The 12742-nt window shown below is 74.4% G+C and carries 13 protein-coding genes; 7 read left to right on the top strand and 6 right to left on the bottom strand.

All coding sequences use genetic code 11. The features are described 5' to 3' along the window. Positions 1–13 precede the first annotated feature (13 nt). On the top strand, positions 14–454 hold the full coding sequence (locus AC07FV_RS14980; protein ID WP_479087448.1) for a VOC family protein: 441 nt from the start codon (positions 14–16) through the stop codon (positions 452–454). A gap of 171 nt (positions 455–625) precedes the next feature. Next, positions 626–931: a DUF8108 domain-containing protein gene (locus AC07FV_RS14985; protein ID WP_356611004.1), complete on the top strand. Its 306-nt coding sequence runs from the start codon at positions 626–628 to the stop codon at positions 929–931. Between the two features lie 99 nt (positions 932–1030). On the opposite strand, the gene AC07FV_RS14990 is transcribed toward AC07FV_RS14985, so the two are convergent. Together AC07FV_RS14990 and AC07FV_RS14995 are read right to left on the bottom strand one after the other, a co-directional pair. After that, complete coding sequence (locus tag AC07FV_RS14990) at positions 1031–1615, bottom strand: dihydrofolate reductase family protein (RefSeq protein ID WP_479087450.1); 585 nt, start codon at positions 1613–1615, stop codon at positions 1031–1033. Positions 1616–1721: 106 nt separating this feature from the next. Further along, positions 1722–2114: an SgcJ/EcaC family oxidoreductase gene (locus AC07FV_RS14995; RefSeq protein WP_479087452.1), complete on the bottom strand. Its 393-nt coding sequence runs from the start codon at positions 2112–2114 to the stop codon at positions 1722–1724. A gap of 141 nt (positions 2115–2255) precedes the next feature. On the opposite strand from AC07FV_RS14995, the gene AC07FV_RS15000 reads away from it, so the two are divergent. Continuing rightward, positions 2256–2852, top strand: a complete 597-nt coding sequence (locus AC07FV_RS15000; RefSeq protein ID WP_479087454.1) for a dienelactone hydrolase family protein — start codon at positions 2256–2258, stop codon at positions 2850–2852. Positions 2853–2863: 11 nt separating this feature from the next. Here the strand turns inward: AC07FV_RS15000 and AC07FV_RS15005 are convergent, their stop codons facing one another. Continuing rightward, positions 2864–3907: a saccharopine dehydrogenase family protein gene (locus AC07FV_RS15005; protein WP_479087456.1), complete on the bottom strand. Its 1044-nt coding sequence runs from the start codon at positions 3905–3907 to the stop codon at positions 2864–2866. A gap of 129 nt (positions 3908–4036) precedes the next feature. Here AC07FV_RS15005 and AC07FV_RS15010 point away from each other — a divergent pair, with 129 nt between their 5' ends. Next, on the top strand, positions 4037–4975 hold the full coding sequence (locus AC07FV_RS15010) for a helix-turn-helix domain-containing protein (RefSeq protein WP_479087458.1): 939 nt from the start codon (positions 4037–4039) through the stop codon (positions 4973–4975). Between the two features lie 68 nt (positions 4976–5043). Here the strand turns inward: AC07FV_RS15010 and AC07FV_RS15015 are convergent, their stop codons facing one another. Further along, positions 5044–5394: an STAS domain-containing protein gene (locus tag AC07FV_RS15015; RefSeq protein ID WP_479087460.1), complete on the bottom strand. Its 351-nt coding sequence runs from the start codon at positions 5392–5394 to the stop codon at positions 5044–5046. Between the two features lie 744 nt (positions 5395–6138). On the opposite strand from AC07FV_RS15015, the gene AC07FV_RS15020 reads away from it, so the two are divergent. After that, entirely contained in the window at positions 6139–6600 is a 462-nt protein-coding gene (locus tag AC07FV_RS15020; protein WP_356610992.1) for a carboxymuconolactone decarboxylase family protein, read from the top strand. A gap of 78 nt (positions 6601–6678) precedes the next feature. Here AC07FV_RS15020 and AC07FV_RS15025 read toward each other — a convergent pair whose 3' ends face one another. Both AC07FV_RS15025 and AC07FV_RS15030 read right to left on the bottom strand, forming a co-directional pair. Beyond that, entirely contained in the window at positions 6679–8094 is a 1416-nt protein-coding gene (locus tag AC07FV_RS15025) for a nitrosuccinate lyase (RefSeq protein WP_479087462.1), read from the bottom strand. Next, the gene (locus AC07FV_RS15030) at positions 8091–10085 is read right to left on the bottom strand and encodes an FAD/NAD(P)-binding protein (protein ID WP_479088020.1); all 1995 of its coding nucleotides are present in this window, start codon (positions 10083–10085) and stop codon (positions 8091–8093) included. The genes AC07FV_RS15025 and AC07FV_RS15030 overlap by 4 nt, the downstream gene beginning before the upstream one ends. A 301-nt stretch (positions 10086–10386) precedes the next feature. Between AC07FV_RS15030 and AC07FV_RS15035 the strand changes: the two genes are divergently transcribed. Beyond that, the gene (locus AC07FV_RS15035; RefSeq protein WP_479087464.1) at positions 10387–11250 is read left to right on the top strand and encodes a sigma-70 family RNA polymerase sigma factor; all 864 of its coding nucleotides are present in this window, start codon (positions 10387–10389) and stop codon (positions 11248–11250) included. Between the two features lie 209 nt (positions 11251–11459). After that, positions 11460–12695, top strand: coding sequence for an acyltransferase family protein (locus AC07FV_RS15040; protein ID WP_479087466.1), 1236 nt, complete (start codon positions 11460–11462; stop codon positions 12693–12695). The last annotated feature ends 47 nt before the right edge of the window (positions 12696–12742 follow it).

The raw sequence follows: 12742 nt of genomic DNA on the forward strand, positions 1-12742 counted from the left end.
GGGAGCGGGCAGCATGGCGATCCAGCGGATGGACAACGTCGGCATCGTCGTCGGGGACCTGGAGGCCGCCGTCGCGTTCTTCGTGGAACTGGGCATGGAGCTGGAGGGCCGGGCCGAGGTCGAGGGCCTCTTCGCCGACCGGTGCACCGGACTCGACGGCGTCCACTGCGACATCGCGATGCTCCGGACTCCGGACGGTCACAGCCGGCTCGAGCTGGCGAAGTACCGCAGCCCCGCGGCGGCCGGCGCCACTCCCCGCAATCCGCCGCACAACATCCTGGGCACGCACCGGGTGATGTTCGCCGTCGACGACATCGAGGACACCCTCGCCCGCCTGCGCCCCCACGGCGCCGAACTCCTCGGCACCGTCGCCCGGTTCGAGGACAGCTACGCGCTCTGCTACCTCCGCGGCCCCGAGGGGATCATCGTCGGACTGGCCGAGCAGCTGCGCTGAGCGGAAGGACGCCGCACGTCACCGGCCCGGGCGGTGCCGGACGCCCGGGGGCGCCCCTTCGGTGACCCCCTCACGAGCGATGTGGAGGCGGCGTGTTGACAGTGTGGGGATGGCGTGCCGGAGGGTCGGTTATGGTTCAGCCGTCAACATGTGAACGAGAGGGGGGCGTCTGTGAACACGCCTAATCAACCGCCACAGCAGTACGGGCAGCAGGCGTACGGGCAGCCGCCGCAACCGCAGTACGGGCAGCAGGGGTACCCCCACCCGCCGCAGCCCTACGCGCCGCAGCCGATCATCATCAACAACAACGTCTCGGCGGCCGCTTCGGCGTCGGCCGCGGCGTTCGCCGGCGGGTACGGCCGCAGGAAACGCCAGTCCTTCTGGGCGCACTTCTGGCTGTTCCTGTTCACCGCGGGCCTGGGCAACATCGCCTACGCCTGGTACGTGAGCGACTGGAACAAGAAGCGCGGCCTGTAGCCCGGCCGCGGGCGGGGCACGGCTTCCCGGAGCGTGCCGTGCCCGGGGTCCGGCCGGTGGGCTCGGGCGGCTCTGGCCGGTGGTGGCGGCAGGGGTGTCTCACGCAATCTCGCCGGGCCGGCGTACCCGGTAGCGCAGGTGGGTGACGTCCCGGGCCTCCAGCCGGCGTACGAGGTCGAGCTCGGTGGGGTGGCCGCCCAGGTGGTCGAAGAGCCGTCGGCCCTCGCCGAGGAGGACCGGGACCAGATGGATCTCCATCTCGTCCAGCTGCCCGGCACGCAGAAGCGCCTGGGCCGCGCCCGCTCCGTGGACCATGACCGGCCGGTCCCCCGCGGCCGCGCGGGCCTGCCGGGCGCAGTCCCGGACGTCGGTGACGAAACGCGCGTGGCCCGGTGGCACGTCCCCCTCGTCGACGTGGTGGGTGAGGACGAGGATCGGCACACCGTCGTGGTGGTCGCCCTGCCAGCGCCCGGCGAGTTCGAAGGTCCGCCGGCCGCAGAGAACCGCGCCGGTCGCCCGTGCCTCGCGGTAGACCTGGCCGCTCGGACCGTCGGACTCCCGGTCGTCGAGCCAGTTGAAGAGCCGCCCGCCGCCGCGTCCGAGTTCCTGGCCCGGCCGGTCCTCGGGCCCGGCGACGAAGCCGTCGAGCGACATCGACATGTACAGCCGGATCGGGGTGTCCATCCCTGGCCTCCCTGTCTCCTCCAGCCGGATCGGTGTGTCATCGGGTAGACCCCGGGCGGCCGGCGGACTCATCGGTGCGCCGGGCCGGGCCGGGGCGGCGGTGGTCTCAGCCGGTGCGTACTTCGGTGTTCTGGCCGGCGTGCAGCAGCCACCTGCCGTCGTCCTGCCTGGTCATGACGTACAGCGGGGTGCCTTCGGTGTCGCCCTGCGCCGAGTGGTGGACCTGGCGGATCTTGACGGCCGCCACGTCGGCCCGCAGGAACTGGATGTGCGCCGCCTCGTAGGTGACCTCTCCGTCCCAGGTCGCGGCGGGCAGCACGGCGCGGGTGAACCCGGCGATGGCGTCGAGGCCGATGAGGACCTTGCCGTGGGCGGTCGTCCACAGGGCGTCGGGGTGGAACAGGGCGAGGAATCCGTCCACGTCCCTGGCGCGCTGAGCGCGCTCGACGGTGGCCACGACCTGTTCGATGGCTCTGATGTCCGCGGGGTCGGTGTTCATACGATCAGCCTGCGACCTCAGGCGGACTTGAGGTCAAGAACCGGTGCGGGAGGCCGGCGGGCGCGGGCCCGCGGCTGTCGGTGGTGCGGGCCATACTCGTGCCGCGGCGCCGCCCGGGCGCCGCGGCACGAGGGGAGCGACATGGCTGAGGTACTGCTCTTCCACCACGCACACGGGCTGACCGCCGGCGTCCTCGGGTTCGCCGACCGGCTGCGGCAGGCCGGACACACCGTCCATACCCCGGACCTGTTCGAGGGGCAGGTGTTCGACAGCCTCCAGGAGGGTGTCGCCCACGTCGAGAAGGCCGGGTTCGGCACGTTCGTCGCGCGCGGGGCCGCCGCCGCCGAGGGGCTGCCCGCTGAGCTCGTCTACGTCGGGTTCTCGCTCGGGGTCCTGCCGGCGCAGAAGCTGGCCCAGACCCGCCCGGGCGCCAAGGGCGCGGTGCTGCTCGAGGCGTGCCTGCCCGTCGCGGAGTTCGGCGGTGCCTGGCCCCGGGGCGTCCCCGTCCAGGTTCACGGCATGGACGGGGACCCGTTCTTCTCCGGTGAGGGGGACGTGGACGCGGCCCGTGCGCTCGTGGGGACGGCCGCGGATGCCGAGCTGTTCCTCTACCGCGGCGACCGGCATCTGTTCACCGACGGCGGCCTGCCGTCGTACGACGCCCACGCGGCGGCGCTGGTCACCCGCCGGGTGCTCGACTTCCTCGGCCGCACCGCACGGCCGGCGGAGGCCGGCTGACGCGTCCTTCGTCAGGCGGCGTGTGCGGGCCGGGGCAGGTCGACCGTCAGGTGGGGGGCGAGGGCGCGCAGGAAGTCGGGGGCGTCGAAGATCTCGCCGGCGGAGGTGACGCCGACGGCCCTGACGCGGCCGGTCAGGACGCGCTCGAGGGCTTCGACGACGAGGGGCGCGGTGACGGCGTAGATGTCCTGGCCGGTGGCGGTGGCCCGGCGCCGGGTGTCGCCGGAGCGGACGACGACGTCGACGAGGAAGGTCTGGCCGGAGCGTCCGCTCCCGTCGGCGGCGGTGGGGGCGGGTGTGTCGGGGGCGGCGACGTCGCGGACGGCCTCGGCGGTCATGTAGGTGGTCACGTCGGGGATGGCCAGGTGCTGGGGGACGGTCACGACGTCCGCCATGGTGAACTCCGCGATCACGGGGCGGCGTCCCACCGGCTCGGGGAAGTCCCAGTGGGCCGTGGGCGCGGCGTCGGTGCGCTGCTCCCACTGTCCGCCGCGGTAGCGCAGGCGGACGTTGCCGCGCCGTTCGCGGGAGACGGCGCCCGAGCGCCGGGTGCCGGCGGTGGGGTGCCAGTCGCTGAGCGCGTAGGCGATGTGGGCCTCGTCGGCCGTGGTCCACTCGCCCATCGCCGCGGTGGCCAGCAGGTCGCCGAGGCCGCCGAAGAAGGCCATGGCCGGGACGATCACGGCCGAGGCGTCCCGGGCCCGCTCGCGGAAGTGGGCGTAGGTGTCGAGGTTGGCCTCGATCTCGGCGGCCACGTCCAGGTAGGGGATGCCGGCGCGCAGGGATGCCTCGATGACGGGGCCGGTGGTCGAGGCGAAGGGGCCGGCGCAGTTGATGACCGCCGCCGTGCCGGCCAGGGCGCGGTCCAGGGAGGCGGGGTCGTCGGCCGACGCGACCCGGGCCCGCAGCCCGTGTGCGTGGGCCAGTTCGTCCAGCGCCCGCCGGTCGCGTCCGCAGAGCACGGGGAGGAATCCGCGCGCGGTGAGTTCCGCGACCACGAACCGTCCGGTGTGACCGTACGCGCCGAACACCGCCACCAGCCGGCCTGGCTTCATGAGACTGCTCCCGTGATCTCGGTCGTCCGCCGCGGCGGTGGTCCGCCGGCGGTCCGACCCCCACATCCTGTGCTGTGGGCGGGTCACCGCACGAGCGTCGGAAACGACGTGCGGCATACACTTTCGGACATGCATCGCGTCGCGCTGGCCGTCACCGACGGCATGCTCCACTACGAACTGTCCGTGGCGCTGGAGGTGTTCGGGTCCGACCTGAGCCATGTCGTGGACCCCTGGTACGAGTTCGTGCTGTGCGGGCCCGGGCCGGTGCGTGTGGGCCGTTTCCTGCTCCAGCCCGACCAGGGGCTCGACGCTCTGGCGCGGGCCGGCACGGTGGTGGTGCCCGGGTGGGCCGACACCGGCCGCGAGCCCCCGGCGGAGCTGGTCGGGGCGGTGCGCGCGGCCCACGCGGCGGGAGCGCGGGTGGCGTCGCTGTGCACGGGTGCCTTCGTCCTGGGCGCCGCCGGCCTGCTCGACGGCAGGCGTGCCACCACGCACTGGGCCCACACCGGGGAGCTGGCCCGGCGGTACCCGGCCGCCACCGTGGATGCGGACGTCCTGTACGTGGACAACGGTGACGTGCTCACCTCGGCGGGCAAGGCCGCCGCCATGGATCTGTGCCTGCACCTGGTGCGTCTGGACCACGGTTCGGCCGGCGCCAACAGGATCGCCCGTCGTCTGGTCACCGCACCGCACCGGGACGGCGGCCAGGCGCAGTTCATCGCCACGCCCGTTCCCGAGCCGGGCGGCAACCACCCCCTCGGTGAGCTCCTCCCCTGGGTTCTGCAGCGCCTCGACCAGCCCCTGACGGTGGAGGATCTGGCCCGGCGGGCGGGGCTGAGTTCACGTCATCTGGCGCGGCATTTCAGGCACCTGACCGGCACCACGCCCCTGCAGTGGCTCCACGCCCAGCGTGTCCGGCGCGCGCAGGAGTTGCTGGAGACGACCGACGCGACCGTCGACACCGTCGCCGAGGCCGCGGGGATGGGTACCGCGACCACGTTGCGCCGCCACTTCCAGCGCACCGTCGGTGTCCCGCCCGACGTCTACCGCCGCACCTTCCGGCCCTGAGGGAAGAGCTGCCGGGGGCAGGAACCGGAAGGGGGCGGGCCGCTCAAGGTGCGGCCCGTGCGTCCCGGTCAGGGACGGCTCGTGCTGCCGTGTGCCTCCTGCGGCGTGCCGGGGGCCAGGCGGGTGGCGTCCAGGGCGGGGTCCAGGCCGGCGGCCAGGGACAGCAGCCGCAGCGGCTGCGGGCCCAGCCCGCACACCGTCGTCGTGCGCTGCGGGCCGCCGGGCGGGGTGGGGTCGAAGAGGAGGTGGAGGCCGGCGACATCCATGAACGTGGCCCCGCCCATGTCCCACAGCAGATCGGTCACCCCTGCCGGGAGTGCGGCGGTGGCTGCCCGCAGCGGGGGCAGGGTGTCGTAGTCGATCACTCCGCGCGGGCTGATGCGGGCGCGGGTGCCGTCGATCGTGGTGGTGATGTCCATGCTGGGCGCGCCCCCTTCCGGGGGTTGGTGAGCCCAACGGCGGAACGTCCCTCGGTGACGGGACGGGCCGACGATGGCGGGATCCGGGTGCCCGGAATGGGGGCGACTCCCGAAAGCCCAAAGGCCGGCGCCCACGGGGTGCCGACCGGTCTCGCGTCCCTCCACCGTCGCACACTCCGACGCGAGGGGCCAGGTGCCCCGGGCCGGTGTTCCTCGGGGGCGCCGGCGGCACCTTCCCGGGGCGGACGGGCCCGCGGCCGGGTCCTTGGGGGCCGGTGGCTCGCGGAGGGCGTCCTGACCTGCCGCTCGGTGCGGGCGGTGGGTGGTCTCCGCCGTCCGGGCGGGAGGGTCCGGGCGGGCCGGTGCGCCGGCGGTTTGTGGAGCAGCCGGGTTCAGTGCTCGTGGGAGTGGTGAAGAAACCCGCGTATCAGGTCGTGTGTTCCATGCGGGTTTCGTGCTGGAGGTGCTGGGGTGGTGCGCCGTGCCGGTGGTCCCCCGGTCCGGGGCCCCGCCGGGCATGCGCCCCCCCTTCCGGTGCGCGGTGGTGTCCGGGTCGAGGGGCGCTGGAGGAGCGGTCGAAAGGCGGGGCGGGGGGCTGCGGGGGCGGGGCATGCTGGCGGGGCCGGTGGCGGCCCTGAAGTTTTCTCCGGGCGCCGGTCACATTTTCTGTTTCCGGGTCGTCAGTGCGGTGAAGGCATCGCGGCCGTTCGCTACCGGCCGCTTATGAAACTGGTGGAGGAACCCATGACTGCTCGTATGCCCAACCCCGCGATCGTCGCCGGTCCCGAGGTCATCCCGGCCCTGCTGGGTGTGGCCGGTGCGGTGAAGAACACCGGGGTGCCGGAGGCCACGATCAACCTGATCTACCTGCGTGCCAGCCAGATCAACGGCTCCAGCTGGAACGTGCACAAGCACGCCGGTGACCTGAAGGCGGCCGGTGAGAGCGACGAGCGGATCCACACCGTCGCGGCCTGGCGCGAGACGCCGTTCTTCACCCCCGAGGAGCGTGCCGCGCTGGCGCTGGCCGAGGCGGCGACGCGGCTGAGCGACCGTGAGGACGCGGTGTCGGACGAGGTGTGGGCCGAGGCCGCCAAGTACTTCAGTGAGCAGCAGCTCGCCGGGATCCTGCTGGCCACGGGTCTGAGCAACCTGTGGCACCGGCTGATCCCCACCACCCGCCAGGCCGCGGGGCCGATCGCCGGCTGACCACCGGCGCGGGTCGGGGCGGGGCGGACGCACACGGCGTCCGCCCCGCCTCGCTGTCGGCTGTCTGCCGGGCTGTTCCTACGGGGTGGCGGGGCGGGCCAGGGAGCGGTCCACCAGGGCCGCGGCCGCGCCGGTGTAGGCGGCCGGGTCCAGGAGGCCGGCCAGTTCCGCGGGGGTGAGCACGCCCTTGAGGGCGGGGTGTTCGCCGAGGACGTCGGCCAGTGGGCGGGCGGTTTCGGCCGCCTGGCGGGAGGCCTGGGTCAGCAGTTGTGCCGCCTCGGTCCGGCCCAGGCGCGGGGTGAGGGCGGCGCTGACGCGTTCGGAGACGATCAGCCCGCCGGTCGCCCGGAGGTTGGCGCGCATCCGGTCGGGGTGGACGACCAGTCCCCGGGCCAGTTCCACGGCCGTCTCGGCGGCGCCGCCGCTCAGGCGCAGCGCCTCGCGCAGGGGCTGCCACTCGGCGTGCCACAGGCCGGCGGAGCGTTCGTCCTCGGCGGGCATGCAGTGGGCCAGGACCGAGGCGAGGGCGGGTACCTGGAGGGCGGCGGAGCGGATGAGGGTGGCCAGGACGGGGTTGCGTTTGTGCGGCATGGCCGAGGAGGCGCCGCGGCCGGCCGGGCCGGGTTCGGCGACCTCGCCGATCTCGGTGCGGGTGAGCACCTGCACGTCGGCGGCGATCTTGCCCAGGGCGCCGGCGGTGTGGGTGAGGGCGGCGCCCAGGTCGGCGACGGGGGTGCGCAGTGCGTGCCAGGGCAGGGCGGGCGCGCGCAGGCCGGTCTCGGCGGCGTAGGCGGCGCCCAGGTCCTCGATCAGGGTGCTCGGGGTGGTGTGGGGGCCGGCGTGCTGGAGGTAGCCGGCGAGGGTGCCGGCCGCGCCGCCCAGGGAGACGGGCAGGCTGCGGGCGGTGCGGGTGAGGCGCTGGGCGGCGTCCAGGACCAGTTCGCGCCAGCCGGCCGCTTTCAGGCCGAAGGTGGTGGGGACGGCGTGCAGGGTCAGGGTGCGGCCGGCCATGGGGGTGTCGCGGTGGCGGGCGGCCAGGCGGGCCAGGTCGTCGGCGACGGTGTGCAGGTCGGCGGCGGTCAGGTGCAGGGCGCGGGAGGCGACGAGCATGGCGGCGGTGTCCAGGACGTCCTGGCTCGTGGAGCCGCGGTGGACGTACTCGGCGGCCTGCGGTGAGCGGGCGGCGACGGCCCGGGTGAGGGCCTTGACGAGGCCGACGACGGGGTTGGCGGTCTCGCGGGAGGCCAGGGCCAGGGCGCGCACGTCGAAGTCGGCGGCCCGGGCGCAGTCGGTGATGGTGCGGGCCGCGGCGGCGGGGACCGTGCCGCAGCGGGCCTGGGCGCGGGCCAGGGCGGCCTCGGCGTCGAGCATCGCCTGGAGCCAGGCGGTGTCGGCGACGGCCGCCTCGGCGCGGGTGCCGGCCCGCACCGGGGAGAGCAGGCCGGTGTCCCCCGGGCAGGCGGTGTCGGCGGCCTCGGGCCGGTCGTGGCTCATGAGGCCTTCCTCGCCGGCGGGGTGGCGGTGGCGGGGGGTGTGAGCGGCGCCGGGGCGGGCGGTGCGGCGGCCGCGGCCGGCCGGGGCAGGGCGAGGGCGGCGGCCGCGATGGCGTCGGAGTCCTCCAGGGTCACCGAGCCGACGCCGGGCCGGATGCCGGCCGCGGTCACCCAGTGGACGGACTCGGTGGGCACGCCGTAGGCGAAGCGCCGGGGGTGGGCGGTGCCGGCGGCGTCGATCAGGTGGTAGGGGCGGGGGGTGACGGCCAGGCCGCCGGTCTCGTAGTCCGCGCCGTCCGCGCCGTCCGCTCCGGGGACGCGGTGGGGGCGGCACTGGCCGGTGTGCAGCAGCTGGTTCATCAGCGGGTCGGCGGTGCGCCGCAGGTCGATCTCGGGCAGCCGGGACTCGATCAGCGTGGTGGCGTGCACGCGTACCCCGGGGATGTCGCCGGTGCCCGTGAAGCGGGGGCCGCCGGGGGCGTCGGGGTCGGCGCGCACGCGCAGGCCGGGCCCGGTGACCTCCAGGACGCCCGCGTCGATGAGGGCGGCCATCTCCTCGATGCGCGAGGCGGGCGGGCCGATGGAGAGGTAGGCGTTGAGCGGGGTGTACCAGCGGTCGAGGTCGTCGCGGTGCGAGGCGGCGTCGAGGCCGGCGTGGTCGACGGCGAGGCGGATCTCGTTGCGCAGGTCGCGCAGGACGTCCAGGGCGGCCTTGCGGGGGCCGCTGACGTTGCCCAGGCGGGCCTGGTGGACGTCGTCGTCGAGGTGGGCGCGCAGCCAGGTGCGGAAGGCGGCCGCATCGGCGAAGGTGCGCTGCCCGTAGGGGCGGGAGACCCAGGACCAGTCCCAGCGCTCGGACGCCCGCACGGCGTGCTCGTCCAGGAGGCGGTCCTGTCCGGCGCCGGGCGGGGTGTGCAGGTACCGGGCGGCGAACGCGGCGACGCGGGCGGCGTCCAGGCCGCGGGCGGTCAGGAGGGTCTCGTAGTAGACGCTCTCGACCTCCCGGGAGATCAGGGGCCACAGGTCGGCGGTGAAGCGGACGGGGCGGGGCCGGCCGTCGGGGGCGCGCAGGGCCTGGGCGTGCTCGGCGGTGAGCAGGCGGGGGAAGTAGCGGCCGTGGGCGCCCTTCTCGTTCTCGCCGCGTGCGTGGTAGGGCACGCCGCGCCGCGAGCCGGCGTACAGGCGGGGTTCGCGGCCCGAGGGCCGGTAGGTGAGCCGGCCGTCGGTGCGGGTGAAGGTGCCGCCGCGGCCGTGGGTGAACAGGGCCATGTAGTCGAAGAAGTTCAGGCCCAGTCCGCGCAGCAGGACCGTCTCGCCGGGGGCGATGCCCTCCAGGTCGGTGTCGGCGGGGTTGGCGGGGGGCAGGTAGGTCAGGCCGTGCCGGTCGGCGAAGGCGGCGAGTTGCCGCTCGGTGGCGGTGGGCCGGGCCGGTACGTGGCCCTGGGCGAGGACGACGGCGGACAGGCCGCTCAGGCGGGTGCCGTCCTCCAGCAGGACGCTCTGGGCGGCGTGGGGGCCGGGGGCGTCCTGGCTCAGGGCGACGGCCCGCGCGGGGTGCACGCGGACGGTGACGTGGGCCGGGGCGTCGGCGGTGACCTGCCGGAACACCCACATCAGGTAGTGGCCGTACAGGGCGCGGGTGGGGTAGTCGTCGGGTCCGAGCGCGCGCGCCTCTTCCCGTGCCGCGGGGTCGGCGGCGAGTTCGGGGCCGGTGCTCAGGGCGCCGGCGCCGACGGCTCTGGCCCACTGGTGGAGGCTGGGTCCTTCCTCCAGGGGGCCTTCGGTCCGGACGCTGGCGTCGGTGAAGACCGTGACCTGGGAGGCCACGGTGTTCATCAGCAGCTGCCGGGACTGGGTGGGCCGCCAGACCCGGCCGGAGCCGGGGGGCGAGGGGTCGGCCACGTGGATGGTCACGCGGTCCCAGCGCGGGTTCTTGCGTTCGTGGGCGCACAGCCGTTCCAGTACGGACAGGCCGCGCGGTCCGGCGCCCACGATGCACAGGCCGGCGTGGGTGCCGCCCGTGAGGGTCCCGGGCCGGGCGGCCGCTGCCCCTGGGCCGGCGGCGTCGGGGTGCGGGAGCGGGAGCGGGAATCCGGCGGGCCGGCCCGGCCCGTCGTCAGGTGAACGGTCCACAGCGCCTCCTTGTCCGCGCCACCGTCGGCCGCCGCGCTCAACCACCGCTCGGTCCCTGCTGGAGGCCGGGGCCGTCCGGCGCGCGGCGGGGGCCGGGCGGTCACATCGGTGCCCTCTCGTGCGTCAAGGTGGTGAGGAACCGATCGGGAGGAGACCTGGCGTGGACGAGCAGGAATGGCTGGCCGAGCAGTTCGAGGGTGCCCGCGGGCATCTGCGGGCGGTCGCGTACCGCATGCTGGGCTCCCTGACCGAGGCGGACGACGCGGTGCAGGAGGCGTGGCTGCGCCTGAACCGGGCCTACGACAGTGACATCCAGAACCTGCGGGGCTGGCTGACCACGGTGGTGGGCCGGGTGTGCCTGGACATGCTGAAGTCGCGGCGGATCCGCCGGGAGGACTCCTTCGACTCGGTTCTCCACGTGCCGGACTACGTCCAGGAGGAGGAGGGCGATCCGGAGCAGCGGGCGCTGCTGGCGGACTCGGTGGGGCTGGCCCTGCTGGTGGTGCTGGAGGCGCTGGATCCGGCGGAGCGGCTGGCGTTCGTGCTGCACGACATGTTCGGGGTCCCCTTCGACGAGATCGCGCCGATCGTGGAGCGCAGCCCGGCGGCGGCCCGGCAGCTGGCCAGCCGCGCGCGGCGCCGGGTGCGGGGCGGGGCCGCGGTGCCGGACCCGGATCTGGCCAAGCGGCGTGAGGTGGTGGAGGCGTTCCTGTCCGCCGCGCGCGGGGGTGACTTCGAGGCGCTGCTGAACGTGCTGGACCCCGGGGTGGTGGCCCGCTCCGACGGCCGGCTGGGGGCGCGGGGGGCCGCGGCGGTTGCGTCGACGGCGGCGGCGTTCGCGCGGATCGCGGAGGTGGCGCAGCTGGCGCTGATCAACGGTTCGCCCGGGGTGATCGCCGCGCAGGCCGGGGAGGGGTTCCGGGCGATGACGTTCGACGTGAGCGAGGGCTGCATCACCGAGATCGACGTCATCACCGACCCGGAGCGGCTGCTGACCCTGGACCTGGCGCTGCTGGAGGGCTGAGGAGGGGCGGCGCTCGGCCGCCGCTGCGGGGACGGGGCCAGCGGCTCTGTCCCCGTTCCTTTTCCCTTTCGTACCGGTTCCCGTCCCCTTTCGTACCGGTTTTGGATCCCGGCCCCAGCCAGATTCGAGCCACCTGCCGTCTAATCGCCCGCGCAGTGGTGCTCTGCCCCGTCCGCAGAGCACGTTCTTCTGGGCGAGGAGGCTCTGGCGTGGCACACGACGAGATGACGGGTGGTGCTTATCCGCCCACGGCGGCGGGACCCGGCGGGCCGGCCGCGGCCCCGGTGCCGGCCGCCTCCGGTGCGCCCACCGAGGTGGCGGGGCGGGCCCGTTCGGCGCGGCTGGACTCCCTGACGGGGCTGCGGTTCGGTGCGGCGCTGCTGGTGTTCTTCAACCACGTCGGCCTGCCCTTCCCCCATCTGCGGCTGCTGGAGTCGGACTCGGCGGCGATGAACCTGTTCGACGTGACCGGCAACGCGGGCGCGCTGGGCGTGACGTTCTTCTTCGTGCTGAGCGGTTTCGTGCTGACGTGGTCGGCGCGCGAGCGGGACACCGCCGGGCGGTTCATGCGCCGCCGGCTGGTGAAGATCTACCCGAACTACGTGATCACCTGGGCGCTGGCGATGGTGCTGTTCGCGTCGGCGTACACCACGACGGGGACGGCCATCGCCAACCTGTTCATGGTGCATGTGTGGGTGCCGGACTTCGACGTGTTCTCCAGCGTGAACCAGCCGAGCTGGTCGCTGGGGTGCGAGGCGTTCTTCTACGCGTGCTTCCCGCTGCTGCACTCCTGGTTCACGCGGATCCGTGCCGAGCACCTGACGTACTGGATCGCGGCGGTGACGGCGGGGATCATCGCCACGCCGTGGGCGGCGTACGTGTTCATCGCGGACAAGCCCTACTTCCCCGGTGCCTCGCTGGGGGCGACGGTCTCCGCCGAGCAGTACTGGTTCGCCTACAACCTGCCGGTGACCCGTGTGCTGGACTTCGCGCTGGGCATGCTGGTCGCGCAGGCGGTGATCCGCGGACGCTGGTTCAACATCGGCATGGTGTGGTCGGGTGTGCTGCTGGCCGGCAGCTACGTGCTCTGCTCGCACGTGCCGTTCCTGTACTCGCAGCGTTCGGTGACCATCATCCCGATCGTGCTGCTGATCGCGGCCGCGGCGACGGCGGACATCCGGGGCACCAAGAGCTGGTTCCGGGGCCGGACGATGCTGTGGCTGGGCGAGATCTCGTTCGCGTTCTACCTGGTCCACTTCATCGTGCTGACCTACCTGCGCAAGGAGCTGGAGGGGACCTTCTCCATCGCCGAGACCACCGGGCTGGTGGCGCTGGGGCTGGCGGTCAGCGTGCTGGCGTCCTGGGCCCTGTACGCGCTGGTGGAGCGGCCGATCACCCGGCGGTTCTCCTCCTCGCGGCGTGCCCGGCGTGCGGCGGCGTCCTGAGGGCGCCCGCCGCCCGCGCGGGGCGGCCCGGCACCCGCGCGGGGGTA

Source organism: Streptomyces sp. NPDC045956, from assembly GCF_056430705.1.